This window comes from Burkholderia sp. S171 (assembly GCF_009766085.1).
GTDB lineage: Bacteria > Pseudomonadota > Gammaproteobacteria > Burkholderiales > Burkholderiaceae > Caballeronia.
Window position 1 is genome coordinate 315,950 of the sequence record NZ_LMUF01000052.1, and the last position, 25,691, is coordinate 341,640.

Sequence of the window (25,691 nt, forward strand, 5' to 3'; positions counted from 1 at the left end):
GGAGGCGCGCCCGTGCGAGCAATCCCGGTGGATGCTTAGTCCACCATCCAGGTGTCTTTCGTGCCGCCGCCCTGCGACGAATTCACGACAAGAGAACCCTCCTTCAACGCCACGCGAGTCAGGCCGCCGGCGGCCATCGTCACTTCTTTACCCGACAGCACGAACGGCCGCAAGTCGATATGACGCGGCGCAATACCCGATTCCACGAAGGTCGGGCACGCGGAAAGCGCCAATGTAGGCTGGGCGATATACCCATCCGGCCGCGCGATCAGGCGTTCGCGGAATGCCTCGATTTCGGCTTTCGTCGATGCCGGACCGACCAGCATGCCGTAACCGCCCGCGCCGTGAACTTCCTTCACGACCAGCTCGGGCAGATGCGCGAGCGTGTAGGCGAGATCGTCAGGCTTGCGGCACTGAAATGTGGGCACGTTGTTCAGGATCGGCGTTTCGCCGAGATAGAACTCGATCATGTCCGGGACGAACGGATAGATGGATTTATCGTCCGCGATACCCGTGCCCATCGCATTGGCCAGTGCCACGCGGCCCGCACGATACGATGTCAGCAGGCCCGGCACGCCGAGCGCCGAGTCCGTGCGGAACGCGAGCGGGTCCATGAAGTCATCGTCGAGCCGCCGATAGATCACGTCGACGCGTTTAGGCCCTTGCGTCGTGCGCATGAACACGTAGTTTTCATCGACGAAGAGGTCCTTGCCCTCGACCAGCTCCACGCCCATTTGCTGCGCGAGGAACGAGTGCTCGAAGTACGCCGAGTTATACATGCCCGGTGTGAGCACCACCACGTTGGGGTCGTCCACACCCGCCGGGGCGATCGAGCGCAAAGTTTCGAGCAGCAGATCCGGATAATGCGCGACCGGCGCGATGCGGTTCTGCACGAACAATTCGGGAAAGAGCCGCATCATCATCTTGCGGTTTTCGAGCATGTACGACACGCCCGAAGGCACCCGCAGGTTGTCTTCCAGCACGTAGAACTCGCCTGCGTCGCCCGCGCGCACCACGTCCACGCCAGCCACGTGCGCGTAGACGTCGAGCGGCACGGACACGCCTTGCATCTCGGGGCGATATTGCGCGTTCGTATACACCTGTTCGGCGGGAATCTTCCCTGCGCGGACGATGTCGTGATCGTGATAGACGTCGCGGATAAACATGTTCAGCGCGCGTACCCGCTGTCGGAGGCCTGCTTCGAGCTTCCGCCACTCATCGCCCGGGATGATGCGCGGAATCATGTCGAAGGGAATCAGGCGCTCAGTGCCCGACAGATCGCCGTTCACGGCAAACGTAATGCCAACACGCCTGAACAGCAGATCGGCTTCCGCGCGCTTGCGCGTGATGGTTTCGGGGCTTTGAGTGGAAAGCCACCGGGAGAAGCGTGCGTAGTGCGCCCGCACGGTTTCCTCGTGACGCATTTCATCGTAGATCTGCATCTTGCGTCCTTTTTTGATCGCGGCCTCGTGCCGCCTGTGCGTGGAAATGCCAACTCGATACCGATCTCAAGCTGGGCCACGCCTGTCCGACGCTTTCGGTAGTTTCAGTATCTACAATTAAGCAACAGACGTGCCATTTTTTCTACTACTTGTTTTTACTCATTGTTTTGGCGGGTTAGGTGGGAGTTTGCTTCAAATCAGTGCGGAGGGGTGAGCCGGGTGGTTGATGGTGACGGGGGGATGCCCGAATTTGGTGCGAACAGGGCGTCGCCCGCGCCGTTGGACCGGGCGAGTGCGTGACGGGTATGGCTTCCGGGGTCTTGCGGCCTGCTTATGTAAGCGATCCTCGTTTCAACTACTGGCTGCCTCCGGCGTGCCCTGCCATCCGCCTCCCAGCGCCTTATAAACAGCGATCAGATCCGTCGTCACGCTCACCGTCGATTGCGCCAGTTGTTGCCGCGTCTGGGCCAACTGCCGCTCTGCATCCAGAACGGTGACAAAACTCACCAAACCCTTCCGGTAACTATCGGTCGCAAGCTGCAAACTGATGCGGTTTGCCTCCACCGTCCGCGTCAGCGCCTCCCTACGGTCCTGATCGGTCCGATACGACACAAGGGCGTTATCCACGTCCTGGAGCGCCTTGAGCACTGTCGAGCGATATTGCAGCGCCGCGTCACCGGCCTGCGCCTTCGCAATCCGTACATTCGCCCGCAACGCACCTCCTTCGAAAATCGGCAGCGAAATACTCGGCCCGACCGTCCAGAAGAGACTCGACCAGTGCGCAAGATATTTCGCCTGCGTCGCTCGTGTGCCAACGGTGCCCGTCAACGATACATCCGGGTACATCTGCGCCACCGCCACGCCAATCTCGGCGGTTGCCGAATGCAAATTACTTTCCGCGTGACGAATGTCAGGACGCCGACGCGCTAACGTAGACGGCAGACCAATAGGCACACTGGGCGGCACAGGCGGCACTGCGCCCGGCGCCTCCAGCTCCTCGTCCAGCGCCCCGGGCGCGCTCCCGGTCAACACGGCAAGGCCGTTCATCGCCTGCGCGATCTGTGCATCGAATTGCGGTAGCTGGGCTTGCAACGACCCCACCTGCGCAGTCGCACTCTGCACATCGCTCTGACTCGTCAGCCCGACGCGCGCCTGCTCACGGGTCAGGTCAAGGATCTGCTGCTCCGAATCGATCTCGGCCAGCGTGATCTGCTTGAGCAGTTGCGCCCCGCGCAGTTGCGAGTAGGTCTGCGCAACCTCGGCTTCGAGCGAGACGAGCGCGTCGTTACGGTTCTCGATCTCCGACTCCGCCTGCGCATTCGCCGACTCCACCGAGCGCCGTACACGCCCGAACAAATCAAGTTCCCACGAGGCATCGAAGCCATCCTGGAACAGATTGACCGGACCCGTCGCGGAATTCAGGGCGTTGGTCACGCTCGCGCCGTTCGGCCCAAGCGCATTGATCTTGTCGTAGACACCCTGCGATTGCAGCAAGCCTTTCAGACCCAGTTGCTCGCGCTGATAGCTCGCGTTCGCGCTCAGTTGCGGCAATCCCTGCGCGCCCGATACCACCGCCTGTTCGCGCGCCGCCGCAATCCGCAGCACAGCGCTCTGCAAATCCAGATTGCCCGCCGCCGCGCGGTCGATCAGCGAGTCCAGCGTGGCATCGTTGAACTGGCGCCACCAGCGCGGATCGGGGTCCGCATTGGTATCCACCAGCGACGGCATGCTCGCGTGGGGAAAACGCATGTCGTCGGGCGGGTTCTGCGCGCGCTGCAGATCGTGCCAGTTGGCGGGGGCTTTCTCGTCGGGCGGCGTGAAATTCGGACCGACCGAACACGCGCCGGCGAACATTGAAAGCAGCAGGGGAATCAAGCGTTTGCTCATCTCAATGCCCTCCCCCGCCACCCGAGGCTTTCACCGGTGAAAAGAAAAACGTGATCGGCACGAAGCACAACGCGAAAATCGCCACCGCGCCGAACACGTCAAGGTAAGCCAGGATCGTGGACTGCGAAATGTACTGCTTGTACATGAGTCCGGTCGCCGTGGTCATGGCCTGCTGCATGGTCTGGCCCATGTCCATCAACGTGTGCGTGAGGCGTTGTATCGAGTCGTTGTAGTTCGGGTTCAACGGCGTCATATGCACGGCCATGTGAGCCATGTTCGCCTGCGTGCGCTCGACAATGGAGGCGGTCGCAAGCGAAATTCCGATCGATCCCGCCACGTTGCGGAACATGGTGAACAGCGCGGAAGCGTCCGCATTCTGCGATGCGTTCAGCGTCAGATAAGCCAGCGTGGTGATCGGCACGAACAGGAAAGCGATAGCGATGGATTGCGAACTTCGCATGATGGTCAGCGTCTTGAAGTCGATGTTCGGCACCAGGTGATGCGTATAAAACAGCGCACACGCCATGAGGAAAAATCCGAAGCCGACCAGGTGGCGGGTTTGTATGATCGGCATCAGCTTGCTCACCACCGGAATGATGGCCACGATCATCATGGCGCCAGGCGACAACACCAGCCCCGCGAGCGTCGCGGTATAACCCAGTTGCTGCTGGGCGAGCTGAGGCACGAGCACTGCGCTCCCATAGAGGATCGATGCAAATCCCACCATACAGATTGAGCCCAGCGCAAAATTCTTGTCCTTCAGTACCCGTAAGTCGACCACCGGTTTCTTCGCGTAAAGCAGCCAGAAGATCGCGCCGACTATGCCGATAGCGGAGAGGATGGCGAAAGTCGTGATGAACCCGGACTTGAACCAGTCGTCGTCCTCGCCGCGATCCAGGAACACTTGCAGGCACCCCAGCCCCAGCGCAATCAGGCCAATGCCGGTGAAATCAAGTCCCAGTTCCTTGCGGTCCTTTTTCTGCTCCCACGGCGGGTCTTCAACAAACTGCATCACGGCGATGGTCGTGAGCACGCCGATCGGCACGTTGATCAGGAACACCCAGCGCCACGTGAGGTTGTCGGTGATCCACCCGCCGAGCGTCGGCCCAATCACCGGCGCCACCACGATCGCCACAGCAGAGATGGAAAACGCGCGGCCGCGCTGCTCGGGCGGAAAGGTATCGAGAATGATGGACTGCTGGTTCGGCTGCAATCCACCGCCGAAGAAGCCTTGCAAGATCCGGAACACGATCAGTTGCCACAGGTCGGTCGCCAGGCCGCACAGCAGCGAACAGACCGTGAACGCGCCGATGCAAATCAGGAAATATCGCTTACGTCCCAGCAGTTTCGAGAAAAACGCGGAGATGGGCAGCACAATACCGTTCGCGACAAGATACGCGGTCAGGGTCCAGGTGGCTTCGTCGTAGCTCGCGGACATGGCGCCGGAAATGTGCGGCAGCGCGACGTTCACAATAGTCGTGTCGAGCACTTCCATGAACGCCGCCATCGTGACCACGATCGCAATCAGCCACGGATTCGACTTCGGCTTCCAGCTGGAACGATCGCTCATTTCAACATCACCTTCGGAACGACGGAAAGCCCGAGCGGCAGCGGAAGATCAGGCTGCAATCCGCTATCGATAAGAATCTTCACCGGCACGCGCTGCACGATCTTCACGAAGTTGCCCGTCGCGTTCTCAGCGGGGAAAGCTGAAAAGCGCGAACCGCTGCCAAGCTGGATACTGTCCACGTGGCCGTGCAGTTTCAGGTTGGGATAAGCATCGACGGATACATCCACCGAATCACCCGGGCGCATGCGCTCGAGTTGCGACTCCTTGAAGTTGGCCGTGACCCAGACCGTCGTGGTCACCAGTGAAAAAATCGACGTGCCCGCCTGCAGGAAAGTGCCGTACTGCACGTTGCGTTTGGTCACCCAGCCGTCCGCGGGCGCGCGCAGTTCCGTGTAAGACAGGTTCAACGCGGCCGCTTCCACCTGCGCTTCGGCTTGCTCAACCTGCTGCCGGCGCTCCTCGACCGTGGCCTGCGCCTGGCTGATTTGCTGGGGCACGAGGCTCGCGGTTTTCACCTGCGCCTGTGCCTGCGCGACATTGGCCAGCGCGCTCTTCTGCTGGGCCGTCGCGGTGTCGATATTTTGCTGCGATGTCGCCCGGACATCGACGGCATGCTGCCGTTCGTACGCCGCGCGGGTCTGCGTCAGGTTCGCTTGCGCGCTTTGTTCCTGAGCCTTCGCCTGGGTCAGTTGCGCGGGATATTGCACGCGGGCAATATCCAGTTGCACTTGAGCCGCGTTGAGTTGTGCCTTCGCCAGGCCAAGTTGGGCATTCGCCTGATCCAGTTGAGCCTGGTAGTCGCGCGGATCGATCTTGATCAGCAGGTCGTCCTTGTGGACGAATTTGTTGTCGCCAAGATTCATGACCACGACGTAGCCCGAAACCTTCGGCGCGATCGTCACGGCATCGCCATCGGTGTACGCATCGTCGGTACTGACTTGATTGCGAGTCGCGAACCACCAGATCAAACCACCCAGGATCAGCAGCACTACAACAATTGCCAGGATGATCAGCGGCTTTTTACCCGGGCCTTTCTTCTGCCCGTTGGATTTGTCGTCGGACTTGCCGTCTGACTTGTCTTTGGATTTGTCTTCGCCGTTTTTATCGTTGTCGCTTTTTTGCTCGCCGTGGTTTGAATCGTCCCCGGCTTTATTTTGGTCATCGTCAGGTCGTTCGTCTTGATCCGGCATCAGGCCCTCTCTCACTCATTGAAACGCGGAATGGCTCAGGTGTCTGGCCACTCCCCAGGTCGCAGGTCGACAGAATGGGAATCTCTTGCTCTTGAACTTTCTCTATTCTCGATTCACGCAACGATTCAGCGTAAGGGCACTGCTTAAGCAAACCACGTGCCGCCGTTACTGAGTGACGCGTGCGCTGCTTTCAGTTTGTTTTCAGAGGCTTATATCCGCGCCGGCGAAATTCAAATCGGGCTCCGGTGGCTTAAGTGTCTTTATTGTTTGGCCCACGTATTTGTGCCAAAGCCGTAGGTCTTCTACACTCTTTATGCCCGGCTCGACACCCGTCTCCACTGCGCGCGTTGCAGGTAAATGGCCGCGTAAATGTGACATTGACAGCGCGTTCCTACCCACGCTTTTTATCCTGCATCGGTGTTGCCTTCCTTCTCGAACTTGAAAGCGAACCTGGTACGTCGACGATGATCCTCAAGGACTCGGTCTGAGCGGTGCCGCGCTACGCTCAACCGCGGGAACCCCCGGCACAAATGTACAAACTGAATCGCTGTTTCCACGTCATCCGGTCTGTTCAAACGTCGCCGCCATTCAATCCCGCATCCGAAGAAGACGGCAAAAAAATGGCCGATTTCCTCGCGGAAACCGGCCATTTTTTTCGACTACGGTTCGCCTCTACGCCTGCGCTGCCATAGTCCTTCGATACTGTTCCGTCAGCTTACGCTGCGGCGTCCTTCAGCTTCTTCAACGCACGTGCCTTGACACGCACGCTCGCCGGCTTCGCGTCGAACCAACGGTCTTCACCCGAGAACGGGTCCTTGCCGAAGCGCTTCTTCTTCGCCGGCACGACTTGCGCCGAAATCTTCAAGAGGCCCGACAACGTGAACTCGCCTGCGCCCTTCTTGTGAACCGCGCCGAGGATGGTGTCCTCGAGTGCCGACAGGACGGCCTTCACTGCTTTCAGGTCGACAGTCGCGCGGTCCGACAGATGCGCGGCGAGCGATGCCTTCGTGAACGTGTCCTTGATCGGCGACAGCGTTGCCGTCGTCTTCACGGCTGCTTTCTTCGCCACAGTAGCCGGCGTCGATGCAGCCTTCTTGGCAGCGACCTTCTTGACGGGCGCTGCTGCAGTCTTCGTTGCAGCTTTGGGAGCAGCTTTGGTCGCAGCTTTCTTGGCAGCGGTTTTTGCGGAAGTCGGCATGTTTCTCCTACCTGTTGAGGTCAGTGTTTTTAGAATACGGTCGCTTGAATGCATCCGTATCAACGCCGGATTCTACAAGCGCCACTGAACTTCGTGCGAGTCTTTTTGTGTTTCTAACCCATTTTTTAAGGGGTTTTCGTTACGAGCGTCTGTTTTATGGCGATACGGATAGCTGCATGATCAACGGATAGTGATCCGATGCGATCCGAGCCAGGCGAACTTCGATGCACATCACCGCGTACGGGAGGCATCGCATGGATGCAACTGGATGCGGTGCGAAGTGAACAACCGCTAGCGTATTAGACAGGTCCTTGGAGAGCGCATGCGATGGAAATGCCAGACCAACCGCCGCAGCGTTCGGCCGTAGATAAACCCCGCGTTGACGTCGTCGAGCAGGATCAACGACGTCGCCGGGGTATTAAAACTTCGCGACACCTGCACGACCTGTGCGCGTCTTTCGGGCGACGCCAGCCCCAGATGCATTGAGACAACACGCCACGTCGCGCCGCTGCGATTGATCATGAGCTAACCTCACCCATGCGACGGGAAGCGTTCGGCACTTTCACTTTTGCTCCTACATCGATCATGCGTTCATACAAGCGCAGCGCCTCAGGGTTGCGTTGCCGTCCACCTTCCGCCCCACCGATCAACATCGAGGAGACGGTGGAATTCAGACGCTCGAGCGTGCGGTGTTGCGCGGAGTCCTTGAGCAAAACAGCGATCGCTTCGTCATGCTGCGCCGGTCGCTGATCTCGCGTGCAACCGCTTACAGCTCGCAGCCGAGATGCTCGGCGAGACGCGCGTTGCACATTGACGCCGACGCGCGCTGAATGCGCGGATTGCTCACGCGAGAATCTAAATGCGCAGCCGTTTTCGGATCGAAGCGACATCGTGCAGGAAGTCGTCGAGCGAGTCGGCGAAACAACGGCTGAAGCTTCGGGCGTGGGTTTCATGCGGTTGCCGATATCTCAGCCAAGGATGATCACCGAGCGCTGCGCACAGCACACGAAAATAATCGGAACCGTCGATCAACAAACTAAAACGATCAGCACGCCGAACGCTGCCAAATTGCAGCTCGGTTAAAAAACGCTTCGGCGCTCATGCGACTGCCGCATTCGACCGGATTCTTAAACAGCCTCTGAGGCCGCAAGACCCGCTGAACGTAGGATCAGCGGTGCCGATGAAACACGGGTTCATACGACATTTTTTGCAAACCCCGTCTCCGATTGCGCGCCGTCCAACCACCCGCCGCACCGTACAGGAAACGATTCGACCATCTGTACCGGTACTGTACAGATCACATCTCATACACTGAGTCCAGCGAACACCTGCCAATCCAACTCAGCGCCTGCTTTCAGAAAACCCAGGAAACACCATGCACCTCGACACTGCCGCCTTAATGACAGCTCTCCCGGCCGCGGTGCTGTTCGCGCTCGTCACCACCATCACGCCCGGTCCAAACAACACCATGCTGCTCGCATCGGGGGTGAACTTCGGGTTGCGCCGCACGGTGCCGCACGTGCTCGGCATCAGCGTGGGCGTGGCCATCCTGATGGTCCTGGTCGGTCTCGGCGTGGGGCAGGCATTCGCGCGTTTTGCCTGGGCTTATACGCTTCTGGAAACGGTAAGCGTGGCGTACCTGTTGTATCTCGCGTGGAAGATCGCAACCTCATCGACCATGCAGGTTCGCGACGGCGAGCGCCGGCCGATGCGGTTTATCGAAGCAGCCGCGTTTCAGTGGATCAATCCGAAGGCCTGGATGATGGTGCTGACCGCCGCGACCACGATCCATTTGCATTCGAGCTTTTCGCTGAATGCCGTCTTCATGGCGGTGGTGTTTATCGTGGTTGGATTGCCATGCATCACCATGTGGGCCGCATTCGGCACATCCATGCGGCGGCTTCTCACGCAACCGCGCTGGCTGCGGGCTTTCAACTGGACAATGGCTACGTTGCTCGTGTTGTCTTTGTATCCGATCATCGAGCGGGCGCTGGCGTGATGACGCACTGATGGGTATGGCGTGACAGTGCAATCAGTGCTGCTGTCGTTGCATTGGCAGCGAGCTGATTTGGAGGTTCGAAGTTCAGATCCAGCCTATTTTTTCGTAGGCGGCGCATACTGGTCCATGCCTGCCGTCGCGCAAAATATGCAGCCTGATTGCAACTTTGGCCGTAAAAAGCGGCAAGAAATGCGCACACTCCGTTATCCGGGGGATCGACAGGCATGTACGAAGCTTGCTGCCCGATCAACTCGCGCCCTGTTGGCGCGTCTTTGAAATCTCCCAAGGAGTTACGCCATGTCTGGAGCAAACCGCCCGTCCGGTCCCGCAACACGCAAGTCCCTCGATCTCGCCGACCAAATTGAACGCGATGAACTCGAGAACCAATTGCCGGATGCGCTAAACCACGCCGACGATGACGACCTCGACGACGAACCCGACACCGGCAAGCCCCGCCGATAACATTTCTCCTTCCTTCCCGCGCCCGTTGGCGCGTCTCCCAAGGCCGCACTTGCGCAACGCAGTGCGGCTTTTTTGTACGTAAATCTTTTTGCGCCCTATTTTTCGATGTGAAGGGTTCCGGGCACGGCGGTTGCTCTAAGTTCGGTCGCTGCGGGACACAGCGGCATACGTAGAGCAGTCAAGGCGGCGAAGGCGTCAAGCCAGCACGCAAACCAATCCGATAATCGACCCCTTTGGAGGGCTTCATGCTTCGATACGCTGTCATCTTTTTCATCATCGCGATCATCGCGGCATTTTTTGGCTTCGGCGGTATCGCGAGTGGGGCAACCGAAATTGCGAAGATCCTGTTCTTCATCTTCATCGTGATCTTCCTGGCAACGTTGTTGCTCGGCGTGTTTCGGCGATGAAGCAGCAGGTCAGCGTTTGATTGCTTTGATCCAAGGCGCGAACGCTGGTTTGAACAGGACGAAAAGCCTCGCTTGAGCCTTGCTTCTCGCGAGGCTTTTTCATTTGGCGCGATGCTCTAGCGCCTCATCCACTTCTCAACAAACCCCCACAACGCATCGTCAGTGGAATACGGCACGTTGAAGCGAAACCAGTTGCTCGCGGCATCGCCGGGACGGAAATACGAACCTGGCGCGAGCCAGATGCCATCTTCCAGCGCCTGCGTCGCGAGTTCGCTCGCTTGCTCGGGCTCAACCGGCAACCGCGCCCACACAAACAAACCGGCACGCGGCCGATGAAACGGCTCAACACCAAGCGCGTCCATCCGGTCCTCGACCTGCACGTGCGCGTCCTTGAGCTTTTCGGTGATCGATTCCACGTGACGCGCATAACGCCCCTCAGTCAGCACTTTCTCGACAATGCGTTCCGTCGCCGCCGATGAAGTCAGCCCCACGGCCATCTTTGTACGCGCCAGTTCGCGCAGCACGTCACGCTCGGCGACCACATAACCGCAGCGCAATCCCGGCGTGATTGTCTTCGAAAATCCGCCGACATATAGCACGCGATTCAAGCCTTCCATGGCCGCCAGAAGCGGCGCACCAGGCGGCGCGAGCTCGCGGTTCACATCGTCTTCCACGACCCACAGGCCATAGCGTTCCGCGATCTGCAACAAGCGAAACGCCGCCGCCATGCCGAAGGTCGCGCCGGTCGGGTTCTGCAGCGTCGTGTTGAGAAAGATGGCCTTGGGACTATGCTCGATCACCAGTTGCTCAAGCACGTCGTTATCGATACCCGCCGGGGTGCGCGGCACGCCTCGCACGACGAGGCCACCCAGTTGCAGGATCTGCAGCAGATTGCAGTAGCCCGGATCTTCCACAATGACCGTATCGCCGGGACGCAGTAACGTGCGCACAATCAGGTCGAGCGCCTGCGTAGCCCCGGCGGTCAGCAACACGTTTGTGGCCGGGTCGGCGGGCAAGCCATAGCGGTCCAGTTGCTCGGCAATCCGCTCGCGCAACGGCGCAAAACCGTATGGATGCCCGTAGTCGGCCATGCGCGCCGCCGGCACGCGGCTGATCGAGCGCAACGCGTGATGCAGCCCGCTTTCATTGACCCATTCGTTGGGCAGCCAGCCACAGCCGGCCTTGATCGGCACGGAGTGGTCGGCGAAGACATCGGACAGAAGCCAGGTCGCGGTGAGGCTCGGCGGCTGCCATGCCACGGCGCGCTTGTGGGCCGCCGGCGCCCGCGCCGCCACCCGGTATCCCGAGCCGCGACGCGCGATCACGAGGCCCATCGACACAAGGCGCCCATACGCTTCCGTTACCGTGAAGGTACTCAGCCGCTCCGCCTGCGCGAGCTGGCGCACCGAAGGCAGCAACGCGCCGGCGCGCAGCGCCTGTTGTTCGATGGCCCCGGAAAACGCCCGCACCAGTTGTTCGACGAGCGTCGCTTGCGCGCGCTCACGGTCCAGTTGAAGTTCGATCATGAGTCGGCAGAAGGGGATGATGAAAGTGAATCATCCAGGTAGATGACCAATACAGTTTGCACCATTTTGCCAGCACAGTTCTCTCCGCGACAGGACAACTGTCTATGCCGCAGGTTTTTATCGAGGACTACATTGCGTGTTCTAACAGGAGATTCCCCCATGACTTCGCGCCCCGTCATCGACGACCTCTCGTCGTTCTGGATGCCCTTCACCGCCAACCGGCAGTTCAAAGCTGCACCGCGCATGATCGAGGGCGCCAAGGGCATGTACTACCGCGCGAGCGATGGCCGCCAGATTCTGGACGGCTGTGCCGGCCTGTGGTGCGTGAACGCGGGCCACTGCCGCGATGAAATCGTTACCGCGATCCAGCAGCAAGCCGCGACGCTCGACTTCGCGCCGACCTTTCAGATGGGCCATCCGCTCGCATTCGAAGCAGCCACGAAGGTGGCCGCGATCATGCCGGAAGGCCTCGACCGCATCTTCTTTACGAACTCCGGCTCCGAATCCGTCGATACCGCGCTGAAAATCGCCCTCGCCTATCACCGTGCACGCGGCGAAGGCCAGCGCACGAAGCTGATCGGCCGTGAGCGCGGGTATCACGGCGTGGGTTTCGGCGGCATCTCGGTCGGCGGCATTGGGCCGAATCGCAAGACGTTTTCAGGCGGGTTGCTGCCGAACGTCGATCATCTGTCGCATACGCACGCGCCTGAGCACAACGCGTTCTCGAAGGGGCAGCCGGCGTGGGGCGCGCATCTCGCCGATGAACTCGAACGTATCGTCGCGCTGCACGATGCATCGACTATCGCCGCTGTGATCGTGGAGCCGCTGGCGGGTTCGACGGGCGTACTCGTGCCACCGCAGGGTTATCTGCAAAAGCTGCGCGAGATCTGCACGAAGCACGGCATCCTGCTGATTTTCGATGAAGTCATCACGGGCTTCGGCCGGCTCGGCAAAGCGACGGCAGCAGAGTATTTCGGCGTGACGCCGGACCTGATGACGCTGGCAAAGGCAATCAACAACGCCGCGATTCCGATGGGCGCCGTGGCTGCGCATCGCAACGTGCATGACACGATCGTCAACGCGGGTGCGGTGAACGGCATCGAGCTGTTCCACGGCTATACGTATTCGGCGCACCCCATGGCCGCCGCGGCCGCGATCGCCACGCTCGACCTGTATGCACGCGAGCAACTGTTTGAGCGGGCTGCATCGAAGGCACCGAAGTTCGAAGCAGCCGCTCATGCGTTGCGCGATGCGCCTCACGTGAAGGACGTGCGCAATCTCGGCATGGTGGCGGGCATCGAACTCGAATCGCGTGCCGGTGCGCCGGGTGCGCGTGCCTACGAAGCGTTCGTGAAATGCTTCGAAGCAGGCGTTCTGGTGCGCTATACAAGCGATATTCTTGCGTTCTCACCGCCGCTGATCATCGAAGATGACCAGATCGAGCAGATTTTCAGCACGGTTCGCAAGGTGCTCGAAACGGTGAAATAACGCGGGTTCGACAGCCGTTTGCCGTCAATGGCGTAAGCGGCATACGAGCCGTACTTGCACGCATCAAGGCCGTTCCAGTTGAGCCGGAACGGCCTTTTTTCATGCGGCGCTGAAAATGCACGAACCGCACGCTAGCGCGCGTGCCGCGCCGCACCCGCCTTCGACGCCGCCTTGCGGCGCGTCTGCCAGCCCTTCTTGGCGGAAGCCGAACGATCCGCGGCAGAACGCCGGCTTGCGCTCGCGTGCGCCTGCTTCGACAGCGACTTGGGCGAGGCGGCCTTGGTGCTCTCGCGTTTGAGCACCCGCGTGGACGTCGCGGAACGTTTCGACTTCGATTCAGTGCTCGCGCTGCGTTGGGTCTTGTGCTGACCAGCCTGCGTATCCTTCGCCGCTTTCTTGCGGGTTTCAGCGGAAGCCGCGCCCTTCTTCGGCGCCTTCAGGCCCACTCCCGACCTGCGCGCCTCCGACAACCCGATAGCGATGGCCTGCTTCGCGGACTTCGCACCGTGCTTGCCTTCGCGCACGTGATCGATCTGCTCCTTCACGAACGCACCGGCCTGGGTACTGGACGACTTCCCCGCGCGTTTGGCCGCGTGGGCACGTTCGATGGTTTTCTTCTCAGGCATGGTGACACTCCTTTGAGAGAACGGCGTTGGACTAGCACTAGCCGATGCCGCAACACCCGTGCCATATCACGCTGTTCGGAGCGCCAAGCCTAAGCGGCCTTCTCCACGCATCGCTCATCCACGCCGAGCTGCTCTCTAAGCCCTGCCCATCCCTTCGGCGTCACCTGCACGGCCCGGGAGTTTTTCAAGCGGCGTATCCATCCCTTCGCACAAAGCTGCGTCATGAACGCGACGCCCAACGGCCCGGCCAGATGATGCCGCCGCTCCGTCCAGTCGAGACACTGCCGGGCGAGTCCGCGCCGGGTCGGCTTCAGCCCGGCCATGTCCAGACCCAGGCTGTTAAACCATTCGATGCCGGCCGGCGTTATATCGAATTGCTTGTCGTCGGTTGCAACAACCAGCGCGCGATCCTGCAACGCCTGCGTCACAGCCACACCCAGGCCGCCCGCGAGATGGTCATAGCAGCAGCGTGCGAACTGCAGGTCACGCGCTTCCCTGCTGCGCGGCATGCGGCGCACGGTGCCGCCCGATGGAACCGGCGCGATCGATGCAAGATTTTCCAGCGCCAACGCAACGTGCGATCCGGCCAGACGGTAGTACCGATGCCGCCCCTGCGTTTCCACCAGCAACAACCCGCCAGCCAGCAGCTTCGCGAGATGCGAGCTTGCCGTCTGAGCGGTCACGCCGGCCGCGTAGGCGAGTTCGCCCGCCGGGCGTGCGCGTCCGTCAGCGAGCGCCATGAGCATGGTGGCGCGAGTGCGGTCTGCAATCAGGAAAGCGGCCGAAGAGACTGCGGGATGAGGGCACATGGAGGATCTCCGCTGGGGACCTCGTCATGATAGTCCGGCCGCCTGTCCGCATGCTTCGATACGCGTCGAAGCTTGTGGCACGACAACATCCCTACACTGAACTTCCCGTCTTGCTCTCGAAAAAACTCCCCGTGTCCGACACCCGTACGCTTCAGCGCCGCGTCCTCGCTGCGACCAGCATCAGCTATATCGTCGTTATCCTCGATACGTCTATCGTCAACGTTGCGCTGGGCAGCATCGCCGATGCGCTCGCGACCAGTACAGAGGGCCTTCAATGGGTCGTCAATGCGTACACGCTGGCCTTCGCGAGCCTGCTGTTGACGGGCGGCGCACTGGGCGATCGGTTAGGCGCGAAGAACGTCTATTTCGCGGGCCTCGCTGTGTTCACGCTCGCGTCCGTGCTCTGCGGCCTTGCGCCCAACCTTGCGGCGCTGACCGGTGCCCGCGTGTTGCAAGGGATCGGTGCGTCGATGCTGGTGCCCTGTTCGCTGATGCTCATCAACCGCGCCTATGCCGACCCGGGCGAGCGCGGTCGCGCGATTGGCCTATGGGCGGCGTGTGGCGGCGCGGCGATGGCCGGTGGTCCATTGATTGGCGGCATCCTGATTCATGCGTTCGGCTGGCGTAGCATCTTCCTCGCGAACTTGCCAATCGGGTTGATCGGCTTATGGCTGACATCGCGGGTCACAAGCAATGAACGTGTTGACCGTACAGCATTAACCCGCCCTCTCGATCTCGCCGGTCAGGCGACTGCCATCCTGGCCTTGGGCATGTTGATCGCGGTGCTGATCGAAGGGCACTCGTTCGGCTGGGGCTCGCCGTGGATCCTGAGCGGAATGGCACTGAGCCTGCTTGCCGCGGGAAGCTTCTTCGCAATCGAATCAAAGCGGACGCAGCCAATGTTGCCCCTGTCCTTATTCAGCAACCTGATTTTTTCCAGCGCGGCGTTTGTCTCGATGGTGTCGGCGATGACCTTCTACGGCTTGATCTTCACGCTCAGTCTTTATTTCCAGGAGGTGCGGGCTTATTCACCATTGCTGACCGGCCTCGCGTTCTTGCCGCTAACTGCGCTCGTGACGGCGGGCAGCATGTCGGCGGCGCGGTTTGTCCGGATGTTTGGACCGCGCCGGCCGATCTGCGTCGCACTGGGCATCTATACACTCGGCTTTCTTGGAATGCTGATGTCGACGGATACTTCGCCGTACTGGCTGATCGCGCTCCCCATGCCGGCAATCGGTTTTTTCGCTGGCCTCATCACGCCGATGGCCACGCGTTCGCTCATGGATACCGTCGATAAAAACCGCGCCGGGATTGCGGCCGGTGTGCTGAACTCGGCGCGGCAGACAGGCGCGGCGCTGGGTGTAGCAGTTTTTGGCGCGATGCTTACAACGCCGGGGCAGTTTGAGCGGGGCATGCATACCGCGATGGCGATGGCTGCGGCGGTGTCGCTAACAGCGGCGCTAATCTGGTGGTTTGCATCGAAAGCGATGGCGCGGCAGCGGATTGGCCGTGCGGTATAGAGACAGGAATGCGGCCGGGTCTATTAGCGCTTTGGAGAATCGGGCAACAGCTAAGACGCTTGCCGCATGCATTCGCGCGCGGGTGGACGGGGAATGCTGACGACGGCAAAATCGAGGCGGTTAACCGCCTCGCCCATACGAAAAATCCGCGCCGCCGTTGCTGAACCCGCACAACGCGCTCATGTGCGAATATCTCCTCTAATCATGCTCAAATCATCTCGCGCTACGGCACCCATCGACTTCGACGCCCCGTCCGAACAGGTCGCGCGCCGCCTGATCGGCGCGATCTTCACGGTCGATGGCGTCGGCGGCAGGATCGTCGAAACCGAAGCCTACGATCGCATCGATCCAGCCTCGCATACTTTCTCCGGGCCTACCCCGCGCAACGCCGTCATGTTCGGGCCGTCCGCGCACGTGTATGTGTATCGCTCGTACGGCATTCACTGGTGCCTGAACTTCGTTTGCCGCGAAGAAGGCCACGGCGCCGGGGTGTTGATCCGCGCGATCGAACCACTCACCGGTCTCGATGCCATGCGTCAGCGGCGCGGTCTCGAACCCTCGAAGCTCTTGTGCTCGGGACCGGGACGCGCCGCGCAGGCGTTGGGTATCACGCACGGCAACAACGGCATGTCGCTGCTCGAAGCGCCGTTTCATATCGAAGCGCCGGAGGAGGACTATCCAGTCGCGACCGGACCGCGCATCGGCATCACCAAGGCGATGGACGTACCCTGGCGCTTCGGGCTCGCTGGATCGAAGTTTCTCAGCAAGCCGTTCCCTAAAGCCTGATCAAATCATTTGATCAGGCTTCCGAAGTACTTTCAAATCTGCATCAATTTAGCTAGCGCGCTGAGTTGTAAACCATCGGGGTCGGCGAGGTCGTAGAGAATGGAAAAATGGTCTGCGCCCGGTATCGGCAAATAGGATATCTGTTCACCTGCCTCAGCGCATGCGTGGGCATAGTCATGCGAATGGCGAATGAGTTCGGGCAATTCCGCGTCGCCGACGGAGACGACCATCGGCGCACCGTGATCTATGTGGCGCATCGGGCTGAAGCGCGCGATTTCCTCCGCCGATAACCCGAGCTTGTCGTTCAGCCGGCCTGCGCTGATGGGTTCGAGATCGAAGAGGCCGCTAACGGGCAGCGCGTATTTCACCGCCGGATGATAACGATGCATGGCCGTCAGATGACCGCCCGCGGAATGGCCGCCGAGTATGAGTGTCGTATGGCCTTGCTCGACGAGGAAATCGAGTAACCGTCCGATCTCGCTAACAATCTGCGTCATCGGAGCGGTAGGTGCCAGCGTGTATTCCGCTACGACCACGTTCATACCCCGGGCAAGCGGGCCAAGCGCTACGAAGGCGCAGAGATCCTTATCGCAGCTTTGCCAGTAGCCACCGTGGACGAAGACGAAGGTCGGCGCGTCGAATTGCTTCTCGCTTGAGACCGGAAAAAAATCGAAGCGCTCGCGGGGCGACGGGCCGTACCTGACATCAAGTTCCCCGCGATGCGATGCGTATAAGGCCGCGCTGCGGGTCTTAAAGTCGGCGGGGGGATCGCCATTGCTATAGGCTGCGTCGAGGGTCGCGCGGTCCATGGTGCGCCACGGGGATTGCATGCGGGTTATCTCCTGGAAAAAATGCTGGGCTTGACTGGAGTTTACTTGGTTACGAGGGGTTCTCCGCTTCTATCCCACGGCGCCACCCCTCCCATGACCTCAACCAGGTAATCAATCATCACCCTCACGCGTGAACTCAAATGCCTCCGGCTAGGATACATCGCGAGCACATCGATATCCGCCATGTGAAACGCCGGCATCAGCGCCACCAGCCGCCCCGCTCGCAGATCATCGCCAATGATGAAGGTCGGCTGCCAGATCAGCCCCAGCCCGGCAAGCGCCGCCGAGCGCGCGGTATCGCCGTTGTTCGTATGCATGTGGCAATTCACCCGCACGTTGTGCGGCTTCTCATCGACGTCAAGAAACTGCCACTCGTCACCGCTCGCCGCATACGTATAACCAATACAGTGATGCTCGCTCAAATCCGAAGGCCGCTCCGGCAAGCGCCGCCCTGCTAAATACGCCGGCGACGCGCACAGCACGTTGCGCGAGGCCGCGAGCTTGCGCGCTGCATTGCCCATCGACCCCGCGCGCGAAATACGAATGGCAAGGTCAACCCCTTCATCGACAATATCCACCACCCGGTCGACCAGCGAGACATCCAGTTCCACATCGGGATACCGCCGCATGAACTCCGGCCATAACGGCGCAAGCTGCAACACGCCAAAGCTCAGCGGCGCGTTGATGCGCAGCCGTCCGCGCGGCTCGGCGGTCGACGACGACACCAACCCCTCCGTCTCGGCCACGTCATCGAGAATTGCCACGCAACGCTCGTAAAGCGCCTCGCCGCCCGATGTCAGCGACAACCTCCGCGACGTCCGGTTCAGCAGCCGCGTCCCCAGATGCGCCTCCAGTTCAACGATATAACGCGTCACGTTGGCGGGCGACGTATCGAGCGCATCGGCGGCGCGCGTGAAGCTGCCGCGCTTGACCACGGCCACGAAAACCTCATAAGCGCGCAAGCGATCCATGAACGTCTCCGGTACGAGTGAATAGTTGAGCGGTTGAGCGAGATTTCGATTCAAGATTCACAAAAGCTGAACGATAAGACCATTTTCCGTGCCTGTTCGCAAGCTTCCGCTACGCCTACAGTGCATCACATGGACCGGGGCATTGGGCGCCGGACAAGCGGAACAGAACGGAGAAACATCATGAATCGACTGACAGGAAAGGTTGCTGTCGTCACGGGCGCAAGCGCCGGCATCGGCCGCGCCACGGCCAAATTGTTCGCCGCGGAGGGGGCAAAGGTGGTCGTTGCCGCCCGCCGCGCGGCCGAACTGGAAACGCTGGTGGCAGAAATCAAGGCGGACGGCGGCGAAGCCGTTTATCTCGCGGGCGACGTGCAATCGGAAGACTATGCGAAGGCCGTCGTCGCGCTGGCGATCGAAACATTCGGCCGGCTCGACGTCGCATATAACAACGCCGGCACGCTAGGCGAAATGGGACCAACCACAGCCGTTTCGGTGGAAGGGTTCAACAACGCACTCGCGATCAACCTGACCAGCGCATTCCTCGGCGCGAAACACCAGATTCCCGCCATGCTTGAACACGGCGGCGGGTCGATCATCTTCACATCGACCTTTGTGGGGTATTCGTTCGCGTTCCCCGGGACTGCATCGTATGCGGCGAGCAAAGCCGGTCTTATCGGACTCACGCAAGCGCTTGCGGCCGAGTACGGCGCGCAGGGTATCCGCGTGAACGCCGTGCTGCCCGGCGCTGTCGATACCCCGATGTACCGGGACATGAACGACACCGCCGAATCGCAAACCTTCATCACCAACCTGCACGCGTTGAAGCGCGTTGCAACGCCGGAAGAACTCGCGCGCTCGGTGCTTTATCTGGCTTCAGATGACTCGTCGTTTGTTACCGGCACGGCGTCGCTTGTGGACGGCGGCGCGTCCATCACACGCACGTAAATTTGCTAACGTCGGTCACTGGAGAAAGTGTCATGGCACGATTCGACGGAAAATGCGTGCGGATCACTGGCGCCAGCGGACTGGTGATCGACGGAGGCATGCGCAATCTGTCATTGCGTTAGGTTGACTGTTATGCCGGAGGGGCTTGGCGGATTGCATTGCCATAGGTCTCTTCGATCCGCCGATCCTGCTCCGCAGGCGAAAACTGCTCCCACTCGATGCCGTTGACGTCTCGCGTCTTGGCAAACCCCTCGGCCGAATCGTCCTCAAAGCCTATATGCCGAAGCAATCCGGCTTGCGCCGGGTCCGGGTTCTCATTGATCGAGAAGTTCAGAAGATCCGTTCGCCACATGGCGTAGGCACCCGGCACGACTGCAGTGGGTTCCTGGCCGAGACGCCGCGTGTAATCGGCAATAGACGTTTCGAGGCTGGCAACGGCAAGGGCAATATGGAAACGTTTCATGGTCTGAGCGGGGTGGTTGAGTGTCCGGCCACTCTATATAAGCCCGCGAAGGACAACCAGTTGGGCGTTTATCCCGGTATCGCGGATACCCCGTGTATCGGGCAGCTACCGCGGATGGAACGGCTCTTGCGCCGCTGTGCATGTCACTCATTCAAGGAGGGCAACATGACGGACAAGCAGACAGACACCAATTATGCTGGCCGATCGCAAGAAGAACGCCGGGCGCAACGCAAAGGCGAAAAGCAGCGCGCGCAGGAACAACCGGGCGGACATCTCGCGCAGGAAGGTACGGAACCGGACAAGCATCACAGCTCGGGCGAGCTATCGGAGGAAGGAAAAAAGGTCTGGCAGACCGGTTCGGGAATCGATGGCGGCGGGAAAACCTGACTGCCCGCTTGACTACCCGCCTGATCACCCTTGATATACCTGACATCCCACCGGGGTCTTCCAACGGGCAAAACGTGGAACAATGAGCGCTTCATGACTTTGCACCCTGCATCCGGAGCCCTCGATGAGCGCCACGCGCAACTCCCCCAACGCGTCTTCGGACATCCACGATCAAACTGATCGCACCGATCGTCCGAGCCGCGAAGAAGCCGAAGCCGCCGTTCGCGTTCTGATCCGCTGGGCTGGAGACGATCCTGCCCGCGAGGGACTGGTCGACACCCCGTCGCGCGTCATCCGGTCTTACGAAGAGTTCTTCGCGGGGTATGCGCAGAATCCTCGCGACATCCTGGCGCGGACTTTTTCGGAGGTCCAGGGTTACGACGAGATGATCGTGCTCAAGGACATCCGCTTCGAAAGCTACTGCGAACATCACATGGTGCCAATCATCGGCCGAGCGCACGTGGCGTATCTGCCGCGTGAGCGAGTGGTAGGCATTTCGAAGCTGGCGCGTCTGGTCGACGCCTTCGCGAAGCGTCTGCAGATTCAGGAAAAGATGACGGCACAGATAGCAGACACGCTCGAAGAAGTTCTGCAACCGCTAGGCGTGGGCGTCATCCTGGAAGCGACGCATCAATGCATGTCCACGCGCGGAGTCCATAAAGCAGGTGCGTCGATGGTGACATCGCGGATGCTGGGCACGTTCCGCGACGACCCTTCCACGCGCCGCGAATTCCTTTCCATCGTCGGACATTCGAGCGCGTTCAGCGTATCGAACAACTAAAAAACTTACTGCGGTTCACGCGCCTTGGCTATCGTCCGGCGCGTCGCCCGCACCGCCTTCGCGGATCTTGCCTTGCGAGACGTTGCTGCCCGGCGGCACGCTATGCGTGAGCCACACGTTGCCGCCGATCACCGAACCGCGGCCAATGGTCACGCGCCCGAGAATGGTCGCGCCGGCATAGATTACGACCTCGTCTTCCACTACCGGATGGCGCGCGTTGCCCTTTACCAGCACCCCGTCGTTGCCCGCCGGGAAACTCTTGGCGCCCAGCGTCACGGCCTGATACACCCGCACGTGCTGGCCGATTACCGCCGTCTCGCCGATCACCACGCCCGTCCCGTGATCGATGAAAAAACTGGGCCCGATCGTCGCGCCCGGGTGGATGTCGATCCCTGTCGCCGAGTGCGCGATCTCGTTGATAAAGCGCGCGAGCAAGGGCACGCCGAGCTTGTGCAAAGCATGCGCCAGACGATGATGTGTCATGGCCCAGATGCCTGGATAGCAGAGCAGGATTTCCGTAATGTGTTGCGCGGCAGGGTCGCCCGCGAAGGCAGCCTGGATGTCGCTGACCAGCAGCGCCCGGATGGCCGGCAACTGCGCGCCGAATTCACGCGCGAGCCCAAACGCGTGCGTGCCGAGTTCGGCATCGCTTAGATCGTGGTTCTCCGGGAGGAAACGCAAGGCGCGGCGGATCTGTTCGGAGAGCAGGCGCAAGGTGCTCTCAAGCGTGTTGCCGACGTAATAATCCACGCTTTCGGCGGTCAGGTCGGCGGCGCCGTAATGGGTGGGAAACAGCGCCGAGCGCAACCCGTTGACGATCTTCACGATCGCTTCACGCGAGGGCAATTCGCGGATTCCAAGCGGATGGCGCGTGCGATGCAGCTGTTCGCGCGATGCCCGCAAGTCAGCCACAATCTTGTCGAGGCCCCATTCGTGGGAGGGAAGTTGATCTTCTACGGAGACAGTCTTGGGCATGTAAGGAGCTTGGGCGGATGACGCCGCGTTGAGCGGCACGATCTAAACGATGCCCCGAGATTAACCGTTTTTCTGCAAGACTGCCGCCCTGTGCGCGAAACCCGTTGAGAGGCGCGCTCAGGACTTGGGGTCGACCTTCACGTGGCTGGCATCGATCCAACGAACCGCCCAGTCGCGGGCATGCGCAATGGCTTCGTCGGCATTGCCAAAGCGCAGGTCGGCGGGAAAAAAACGATTGGCTACCAGTTCACCATCGCTCGATCGCGAGATGACCACGTAGGGTTGGAAACAGCCGTCGCCCTGACGCGCCGGTGCGCAATTGAGTAAGTAGCCGCGATGTGAAAATGCCGCGTCATATTGCATGAGTCACCTTGATTTTAAGTGCCTCGCTGGATTCGCGATGGTCGTCTCCCGCTCGCTTGAAACGCGCGAATCCGGCAAGCGGCGCGAGGCCGTCCGGTGGCGCACGCAGGCCTGGCGAACAACAAATCATACTCTTGCGAAAACCCTCGTTGGGTTGAAAAAAATCAATTTGGCTTAGAACATTTACTGATGTTTTATCCCGTGGTTTATTCCAGCGCGCGAGTTGACCCGAGGTTTGACCCCGGCCCCCTGCTCCGGAATGTTTCTTGCGTCATGTTTCTTTGTTGACCTGAACCAGGTGGAGCGAACCATGAACAACGCACAGAACAATGAGCCGCAGGACAAGCAGACGCAGCGCGCGGCGGAGAGCCCGCTGAAGAAACCTGAAACTGAAACCGCTAAAGCCAAACCCAGTGATGTGGCGGCAGCAGCGGAGGGACGCGAAGCCGGGCTCGGGCAAGCGGGGGGCAGCACGCCTGATTCATCGTTGGAAGATGCCGGGCCGCTCGGCAAGACCAACGTCACACATCAGGCAATGGATGTTCTCAACGACGACACGCTGGACGATACCGTCGACGCTGATGGAAAAAATCGCGACGCCTCGCGCGACGAAGACATGCTCGTGCACAACCCCGACGCATTCGTCGGCGTGGATGCGACTCTGGTGAATTCGCATTTTGAACAAGGCGACGGTTTGGGTGGTTTCGACAGTCGTCCGGCGCGCAATGGACTGGCGCTTGCGTTAGAGGAAGGCTGCAGTGTCGTCGATAAAGGCATGGTCGCGCCCGACGTTGAAGAGGTAGAGCGGCAGTATGAATTCGTCGAACGCGATCCCCACGGTTACAACTTGCGGGGCCGCAAGCATTTCGCCATCAATCATGTCAGGCCGTCGCGGCTGATCGAGATCCAGCGGCGCGAGAAATAGCTCAAAAAAGCGCGGCGCTGATCACTGAAAGCGAAAGGACCGGAAGCTGCGCATCAACGCAGGTTCCGGTCCTTTCCTATTGTTCGGGCGACCCGATTCATTTCTTTTCGGGCTTGCCCTTCTCATCGTCGGATTCAATCCGGGTCACACCGCCCGTCGAAGGTGGATCGCTCGCGGGAAAGGTATCTTCCACGGCGCGGTCGACGTCCTCCTCCTCTCGATGCGAATGCGGGTGTTGTTCCTTCGGTTTTGTCGTGGTCATGCCTGACTCCTGGTCGGTGGACTGTGTAAAGCCTGCCGTTGGGTGCAGCATCGTTGCAATGTTGTGGCGTCGCGCCGCCGCTTTTTGCCTGATTTAACCCTGTGTTCCCCATAGCGCCGCTATAAGGGAAATGAACTTTCATCAGGCGAATCGCCGCTGCGCATGCCGCTGCACAGGCTCAAAATAATTGAAAGCAAGCGATGTTCCCAGCGTTCGTGTGATCTGGCACGACCCATGCATAAGACTCCCGCGAATCAGACGAATGCAGCACGATGCATCGAAAAACCAACCGGCGGGGGTCGGCATGAACACAACCAATACGTACTCGAACGAAGCGTTGCAGCCTATGCAAGGCGTGCGCGCATCATGGCGTGAACAAGCGCTCTCCACCGCGCTGGTGTGCCTCGGGCTGGCGTACACCTTGTCATGGGCCGAGATGGGCCTGGCGTTGATGACCGGACCTGGCGAACCCATTGCCGCGCTGATTGCATCGCGTGCGTTAGTTGGCGGCTTGTATATTTGCGTGGCGTTCCGCCTGCAATGGGCGCGCTGGATTACCGTTGCGCTCGGCTTCGCGTCGGCCGTACTGGTCGGCCCCATGCTCGGCGCCGAATGGCATGCCTTCCCCGTCGCTGCGCTCGTGACCGGCGCCGTGCTGGTGTTCAAGCTGACGGCATCGATCTTCCTGCTCTCGCCGGACGCATCGCACGGGACCCGCTGAAGTTGAGGGCTGAAGTTGAGGGCTGAAGTTGAGGTCCGCCTGCGAAAGACCGACCGGAGCGCTTGTTCAAGCGGCCTGTAAAACGCACAATGAGAGCCCGTTTCTTCTTCGATGAGCCTCTCATGAAAATTGCCGTCATTGGTGCAACCGGCACAGTCGGCCGCGCCGTCTTCGCCGAATTCCAGCCGCGTCACGAAGTCATCGAGATCGGCGCCACGCGTGGCGCGCACCGCGTCGATCTGACGAAGATCGACAGCATCCATGCGCTGTTTAAATCGATTGGTCAGGTCGATGCCATTGTGGCCACTGCCGGGCACGTTCACTTCGGTGAACTCTCACAGATGACCCCCGAGCAATTTCGCATCGGCCTGGACGACAAACTCATGGGCCAGGTCAACCTCGTGCTGGTCGCCCAAAGTTATCTGAACGATGGCGGCTCGTTCACGCTGACCAGCGGAATCGTGGGCGACGAGCCCATCAAATACGGCGCAAGCGCCGCAGCGGTCAACGGCGCCATTGAAGGTTTCGTGCGAGGAGCCGCAATCGAACTGCCGCGCGGCCTGCGCATCAACGTCGTGAACGCGACCATGCTGGAAGAAGCACGTGAAGCATTCGGGCCATATTTTCGCGGTTTCGAAGCAGCGTCCGGTGCACGCGTTGCATTGGCGTACAGCCGCAGCGTGGAGGGCCTTGAGACCGGCCGTATCTACAAGGTGCGTTGAATGGTTAGCGAATGGTCGAGGGGCGAATATCGCGTCACCACGGACATCGGCACGTTCGACTTCGATGTCGTGCATCGATACTTGAGCGAAGCCGCTTACTGGTCACCCGGCATCTCGCGCGAGAAGGTCGAGCGGGCTGCCGCGCATTCGCTCGCATTCGGCCTGTTTCATCGCGACGCGCAGATTGGTTATGCGCGTGCAATCACGGACACCGTGAGCTTCGCGTATCTCGCCGATGTATTTGTGCTGCCCGGCCGTCAACGCGACGGTTTGGGCACATGGCTGGTGGAATGCGTGCTGGCGCATCCGGATTTGCAGGGCCTGCGCAAGATGATGCTGACAACCACGAGCGCTCACACGCTATACGCCCGCTTCGGTTTTGTCGTGCCTGCGCAGCCGGAAAAGCTGATGGAAAAACGCGCGCCGGAGTGAAACC

The 25,691-nt window shown here is 60.4% G+C and carries 29 protein-coding genes; 14 read left to right on the top strand and 15 right to left on the bottom strand.

Annotation, left to right across the window (positions count from 1 at the left end; all coding sequences use genetic code 11):
• Positions 1-35: 35 nt before the first annotated feature.
• The 6 genes from GSQ93_RS30320 to GSQ93_RS30345 all read right to left on the bottom strand — a co-directional run bounded on the left by GSQ93_RS30320 (position 36) and on the right by GSQ93_RS30345 (position 7,809).
• On the bottom strand, positions 36-1,442 hold the full coding sequence (locus GSQ93_RS30320) for a circularly permuted type 2 ATP-grasp protein (protein ID WP_158939496.1): 1,407 nt from the start codon (positions 1,440-1,442) through the stop codon (positions 36-38).
• Positions 1,443-1,793: 351 nt separating this feature from the next.
• Positions 1,794-3,329, bottom strand: a complete 1,536-nt coding sequence (locus GSQ93_RS30325) for an efflux transporter outer membrane subunit (RefSeq protein ID WP_158939498.1) — start codon at positions 3,327-3,329, stop codon at positions 1,794-1,796.
• 1 nt (position 3,330) lies between these two features.
• Complete coding sequence (locus tag GSQ93_RS30330) at positions 3,331-4,899, bottom strand: DHA2 family efflux MFS transporter permease subunit (protein WP_158939500.1); 1,569 nt, start codon at positions 4,897-4,899, stop codon at positions 3,331-3,333.
• Complete coding sequence (locus GSQ93_RS30335; protein WP_158939502.1) at positions 4,896-6,089, bottom strand: HlyD family secretion protein; 1,194 nt, start codon at positions 6,087-6,089, stop codon at positions 4,896-4,898. The genes GSQ93_RS30330 and GSQ93_RS30335 overlap by 4 nt, the downstream gene beginning before the upstream one ends.
• Positions 6,090-6,804: 715 nt before the next feature.
• A complete protein-coding gene (locus tag GSQ93_RS30340; RefSeq protein WP_158939504.1) occupies positions 6,805-7,287 on the bottom strand; it encodes an HU family DNA-binding protein in 483 nt (160 codons plus the stop codon).
• 291 nt (positions 7,288-7,578) lie between these two features.
• Positions 7,579-7,809: a hypothetical protein gene (locus GSQ93_RS30345; RefSeq protein WP_158939505.1), complete on the bottom strand. Its 231-nt coding sequence runs from the start codon at positions 7,807-7,809 to the stop codon at positions 7,579-7,581.
• A gap of 369 nt (positions 7,810-8,178) precedes the next feature.
• Here GSQ93_RS30345 and GSQ93_RS30350 point away from each other — a divergent pair, with 369 nt between their 5' ends.
• The 4 genes from GSQ93_RS30350 to GSQ93_RS30365 all read left to right on the top strand — a co-directional run bounded on the left by GSQ93_RS30350 (position 8,179) and on the right by GSQ93_RS30365 (position 10,155).
• On the top strand, positions 8,179-8,370 hold the full coding sequence (locus tag GSQ93_RS30350) for a hypothetical protein (protein WP_158939507.1): 192 nt from the start codon (positions 8,179-8,181) through the stop codon (positions 8,368-8,370).
• Between the two features lie 292 nt (positions 8,371-8,662).
• Positions 8,663-9,286, top strand: a complete 624-nt coding sequence (locus GSQ93_RS30355) for a LysE family translocator (RefSeq protein ID WP_158939509.1) — start codon at positions 8,663-8,665, stop codon at positions 9,284-9,286.
• Between the two features lie 297 nt (positions 9,287-9,583).
• Positions 9,584-9,748, top strand: a complete 165-nt coding sequence (locus GSQ93_RS30360; protein WP_158939511.1) for a hypothetical protein — start codon at positions 9,584-9,586, stop codon at positions 9,746-9,748.
• A 245-nt stretch (positions 9,749-9,993) separates the two neighbouring features.
• Positions 9,994-10,155, top strand: coding sequence for a DUF1328 family protein (locus GSQ93_RS30365; RefSeq protein ID WP_031363615.1), 162 nt, complete (start codon positions 9,994-9,996; stop codon positions 10,153-10,155).
• Between the two features lie 116 nt (positions 10,156-10,271).
• On the opposite strand, the gene GSQ93_RS30370 is transcribed toward GSQ93_RS30365, so the two are convergent.
• A complete protein-coding gene (locus GSQ93_RS30370) occupies positions 10,272-11,681 on the bottom strand; it encodes a PLP-dependent aminotransferase family protein (RefSeq protein WP_158939513.1) in 1,410 nt (469 codons plus the stop codon).
• A gap of 159 nt (positions 11,682-11,840) precedes the next feature.
• On the opposite strand from GSQ93_RS30370, the gene GSQ93_RS30375 reads away from it, so the two are divergent.
• Positions 11,841-13,169, top strand: coding sequence for an aspartate aminotransferase family protein (locus tag GSQ93_RS30375; RefSeq protein ID WP_158939515.1), 1,329 nt, complete (start codon positions 11,841-11,843; stop codon positions 13,167-13,169).
• 131 nt (positions 13,170-13,300) lie between these two features.
• On the opposite strand, the gene GSQ93_RS30380 is transcribed toward GSQ93_RS30375, so the two are convergent.
• Both GSQ93_RS30380 and GSQ93_RS30385 read right to left on the bottom strand, forming a co-directional pair.
• Complete coding sequence (locus tag GSQ93_RS30380; RefSeq protein ID WP_158939516.1) at positions 13,301-13,795, bottom strand: DUF6496 domain-containing protein; 495 nt, start codon at positions 13,793-13,795, stop codon at positions 13,301-13,303.
• 89 nt (positions 13,796-13,884) lie between these two features.
• Positions 13,885-14,604, bottom strand: a complete 720-nt coding sequence (locus tag GSQ93_RS30385; RefSeq protein WP_158939518.1) for a helix-turn-helix transcriptional regulator — start codon at positions 14,602-14,604, stop codon at positions 13,885-13,887.
• A gap of 131 nt (positions 14,605-14,735) precedes the next feature.
• On the opposite strand from GSQ93_RS30385, the gene GSQ93_RS30390 reads away from it, so the two are divergent.
• Together GSQ93_RS30390 and GSQ93_RS30395 are read left to right on the top strand one after the other, a co-directional pair.
• Positions 14,736-16,124 carry an MFS transporter gene (locus GSQ93_RS30390; RefSeq protein WP_254074139.1) on the top strand — a complete coding sequence of 463 codons (1,389 nt, stop codon included), beginning with the start codon at positions 14,736-14,738 and terminating at the stop codon, positions 16,122-16,124.
• A gap of 204 nt (positions 16,125-16,328) precedes the next feature.
• Positions 16,329-16,910 (top strand): DNA-3-methyladenine glycosylase, encoded by a 582-nt coding sequence (locus tag GSQ93_RS30395; protein WP_158939519.1) that lies wholly within the window; start codon positions 16,329-16,331, stop codon positions 16,908-16,910.
• Between the two features lie 32 nt (positions 16,911-16,942).
• On the opposite strand, the gene GSQ93_RS30400 is transcribed toward GSQ93_RS30395, so the two are convergent.
• A complete protein-coding gene (locus tag GSQ93_RS30400) occupies positions 16,943-17,740 on the bottom strand; it encodes an alpha/beta hydrolase (protein WP_158939521.1) in 798 nt (265 codons plus the stop codon).
• A gap of 41 nt (positions 17,741-17,781) precedes the next feature.
• Positions 17,782-18,711 (bottom strand): LysR family transcriptional regulator, encoded by a 930-nt coding sequence (locus GSQ93_RS30405; protein WP_158939523.1) that lies wholly within the window; start codon positions 18,709-18,711, stop codon positions 17,782-17,784.
• A 180-nt stretch (positions 18,712-18,891) separates the two neighbouring features.
• Between GSQ93_RS30405 and GSQ93_RS30410 the strand changes: the two genes are divergently transcribed.
• Positions 18,892-19,656, top strand: a complete 765-nt coding sequence (locus tag GSQ93_RS30410) for an SDR family oxidoreductase (RefSeq protein WP_158939525.1) — start codon at positions 18,892-18,894, stop codon at positions 19,654-19,656.
• A gap of 130 nt (positions 19,657-19,786) precedes the next feature.
• Here the strand turns inward: GSQ93_RS30410 and GSQ93_RS30415 are convergent, their stop codons facing one another.
• Positions 19,787-20,119, bottom strand: coding sequence for a hypothetical protein (locus GSQ93_RS30415; protein WP_158939527.1), 333 nt, complete (start codon positions 20,117-20,119; stop codon positions 19,787-19,789).
• Here GSQ93_RS30415 and GSQ93_RS38795 point away from each other — a divergent pair.
• Together GSQ93_RS38795 and folE are read left to right on the top strand one after the other, a co-directional pair.
• Entirely contained in the window at positions 20,105-20,506 is a 402-nt protein-coding gene (locus tag GSQ93_RS38795) for a hypothetical protein (RefSeq protein WP_367889792.1), read from the top strand. The genes GSQ93_RS30415 and GSQ93_RS38795 overlap by 15 nt on opposite strands.
• A gap of 124 nt (positions 20,507-20,630) precedes the next feature.
• Positions 20,631-21,287 (top strand): GTP cyclohydrolase I FolE, encoded by a 657-nt coding sequence (gene folE / locus GSQ93_RS30425; RefSeq protein ID WP_158939529.1) that lies wholly within the window; start codon positions 20,631-20,633, stop codon positions 21,285-21,287.
• Between the two features lie 15 nt (positions 21,288-21,302).
• On the opposite strand, the gene epsC is transcribed toward folE, so the two are convergent.
• Entirely contained in the window at positions 21,303-22,262 is a 960-nt protein-coding gene (gene epsC / locus GSQ93_RS30430; RefSeq protein ID WP_158939531.1) for a serine O-acetyltransferase EpsC, read from the bottom strand.
• A gap of 117 nt (positions 22,263-22,379) precedes the next feature.
• Positions 22,380-22,625 (bottom strand): hypothetical protein, encoded by a 246-nt coding sequence (locus tag GSQ93_RS30435; RefSeq protein ID WP_089165852.1) that lies wholly within the window; start codon positions 22,623-22,625, stop codon positions 22,380-22,382.
• A gap of 310 nt (positions 22,626-22,935) precedes the next feature.
• Here GSQ93_RS30435 and GSQ93_RS30440 point away from each other — a divergent pair, with 310 nt between their 5' ends.
• The gene (locus GSQ93_RS30440) at positions 22,936-23,550 is read left to right on the top strand and encodes a DUF3005 domain-containing protein (RefSeq protein ID WP_158939533.1); all 615 of its coding nucleotides are present in this window, start codon (positions 22,936-22,938) and stop codon (positions 23,548-23,550) included.
• Between the two features lie 97 nt (positions 23,551-23,647).
• Here the strand turns inward: GSQ93_RS30440 and GSQ93_RS37670 are convergent, their stop codons facing one another.
• Positions 23,648-23,812: a hypothetical protein gene (locus tag GSQ93_RS37670; RefSeq protein WP_174254695.1), complete on the bottom strand. Its 165-nt coding sequence runs from the start codon at positions 23,810-23,812 to the stop codon at positions 23,648-23,650.
• Positions 23,813-24,116: 304 nt separating this feature from the next.
• On the opposite strand from GSQ93_RS37670, the gene GSQ93_RS30445 reads away from it, so the two are divergent.
• From GSQ93_RS30445 to GSQ93_RS30455, 3 genes are all read left to right on the top strand, one after another.
• The gene (locus GSQ93_RS30445) at positions 24,117-24,533 is read left to right on the top strand and encodes a hypothetical protein (protein ID WP_158939534.1); all 417 of its coding nucleotides are present in this window, start codon (positions 24,117-24,119) and stop codon (positions 24,531-24,533) included.
• A 122-nt stretch (positions 24,534-24,655) separates the two neighbouring features.
• Complete coding sequence (locus GSQ93_RS30450) at positions 24,656-25,255, top strand: short chain dehydrogenase (protein ID WP_158939536.1); 600 nt, start codon at positions 24,656-24,658, stop codon at positions 25,253-25,255.
• Entirely contained in the window at positions 25,256-25,687 is a 432-nt protein-coding gene (locus tag GSQ93_RS30455; protein WP_158939538.1) for a GNAT family N-acetyltransferase, read from the top strand.
• The last annotated feature ends 4 nt before the right edge of the window (positions 25,688-25,691 follow it).

Bases quoted from the DNA above. Each gene is read 5' to 3' on its own strand.
- GSQ93_RS37670 (WP_174254695.1), bottom strand. From the start codon at position 23,812: ATGACCACGACAAAACCGAAGGAACAACACCCGCATTCGCATCGAGAG.
- GSQ93_RS30395 (WP_158939519.1), top strand. From the start codon at position 16,329: ATGCTCAAATCATCTCGCGCTACGGCACCCATCGACTTCGACGCCCCG.
- GSQ93_RS30340 (WP_158939504.1), bottom strand. From the start codon at position 7,287: ATGCCGACTTCCGCAAAAACCGCTGCCAAGAAAGCTGCGACCAAAGCT.
- GSQ93_RS30320 (WP_158939496.1), bottom strand. From the start codon at position 1,442: ATGCAGATCTACGATGAAATGCGTCACGAGGAAACCGTGCGGGCGCAC.
- GSQ93_RS30445 (WP_158939534.1), top strand. From the start codon at position 24,117: ATGAACACAACCAATACGTACTCGAACGAAGCGTTGCAGCCTATGCAA.
- GSQ93_RS30345 (WP_158939505.1), bottom strand. From the start codon at position 7,809: ATGATCAATCGCAGCGGCGCGACGTGGCGTGTTGTCTCAATGCATCTG.
- epsC (WP_158939531.1), bottom strand. From the start codon at position 22,262: ATGCCCAAGACTGTCTCCGTAGAAGATCAACTTCCCTCCCACGAATGG.
- GSQ93_RS30365 (WP_031363615.1), top strand. From the start codon at position 9,994: ATGCTTCGATACGCTGTCATCTTTTTCATCATCGCGATCATCGCGGCA.
- GSQ93_RS30410 (WP_158939525.1), top strand. From the start codon at position 18,892: ATGAATCGACTGACAGGAAAGGTTGCTGTCGTCACGGGCGCAAGCGCC.
- GSQ93_RS30415 (WP_158939527.1), bottom strand. From the start codon at position 20,119: ATGAAACGTTTCCATATTGCCCTTGCCGTTGCCAGCCTCGAAACGTCT.
- GSQ93_RS30325 (WP_158939498.1), bottom strand. From the start codon at position 3,329: ATGAGCAAACGCTTGATTCCCCTGCTGCTTTCAATGTTCGCCGGCGCG.
- GSQ93_RS30400 (WP_158939521.1), bottom strand. From the start codon at position 17,740: ATGCAATCCCCGTGGCGCACCATGGACCGCGCGACCCTCGACGCAGCC.
- GSQ93_RS30455 (WP_158939538.1), top strand. From the start codon at position 25,256: ATGGTTAGCGAATGGTCGAGGGGCGAATATCGCGTCACCACGGACATC.
- GSQ93_RS30440 (WP_158939533.1), top strand. From the start codon at position 22,936: ATGAACAACGCACAGAACAATGAGCCGCAGGACAAGCAGACGCAGCGC.
- GSQ93_RS30335 (WP_158939502.1), bottom strand. From the start codon at position 6,089: ATGCCGGATCAAGACGAACGACCTGACGATGACCAAAATAAAGCCGGG.
- GSQ93_RS30370 (WP_158939513.1), bottom strand. From the start codon at position 11,681: ATGATCGAACTTCAACTGGACCGTGAGCGCGCGCAAGCGACGCTCGTC.
- GSQ93_RS30405 (WP_158939523.1), bottom strand. From the start codon at position 18,711: ATGGATCGCTTGCGCGCTTATGAGGTTTTCGTGGCCGTGGTCAAGCGC.
- GSQ93_RS38795 (WP_367889792.1), top strand. From the start codon at position 20,105: ATGGAAACGTTTCATGGTCTGAGCGGGGTGGTTGAGTGTCCGGCCACT.
- GSQ93_RS30450 (WP_158939536.1), top strand. From the start codon at position 24,656: ATGAAAATTGCCGTCATTGGTGCAACCGGCACAGTCGGCCGCGCCGTC.
- GSQ93_RS30375 (WP_158939515.1), top strand. From the start codon at position 11,841: ATGACTTCGCGCCCCGTCATCGACGACCTCTCGTCGTTCTGGATGCCC.
- folE (WP_158939529.1), top strand. From the start codon at position 20,631: ATGAGCGCCACGCGCAACTCCCCCAACGCGTCTTCGGACATCCACGAT.
- GSQ93_RS30435 (WP_089165852.1), bottom strand. From the start codon at position 22,625: ATGCAATATGACGCGGCATTTTCACATCGCGGCTACTTACTCAATTGC.
- GSQ93_RS30360 (WP_158939511.1), top strand. From the start codon at position 9,584: ATGTCTGGAGCAAACCGCCCGTCCGGTCCCGCAACACGCAAGTCCCTC.
- GSQ93_RS30380 (WP_158939516.1), bottom strand. From the start codon at position 13,795: ATGCCTGAGAAGAAAACCATCGAACGTGCCCACGCGGCCAAACGCGCG.
- GSQ93_RS30385 (WP_158939518.1), bottom strand. From the start codon at position 14,604: ATGTGCCCTCATCCCGCAGTCTCTTCGGCCGCTTTCCTGATTGCAGAC.
- GSQ93_RS30330 (WP_158939500.1), bottom strand. From the start codon at position 4,899: ATGAGCGATCGTTCCAGCTGGAAGCCGAAGTCGAATCCGTGGCTGATT.
- GSQ93_RS30355 (WP_158939509.1), top strand. From the start codon at position 8,663: ATGCACCTCGACACTGCCGCCTTAATGACAGCTCTCCCGGCCGCGGTG.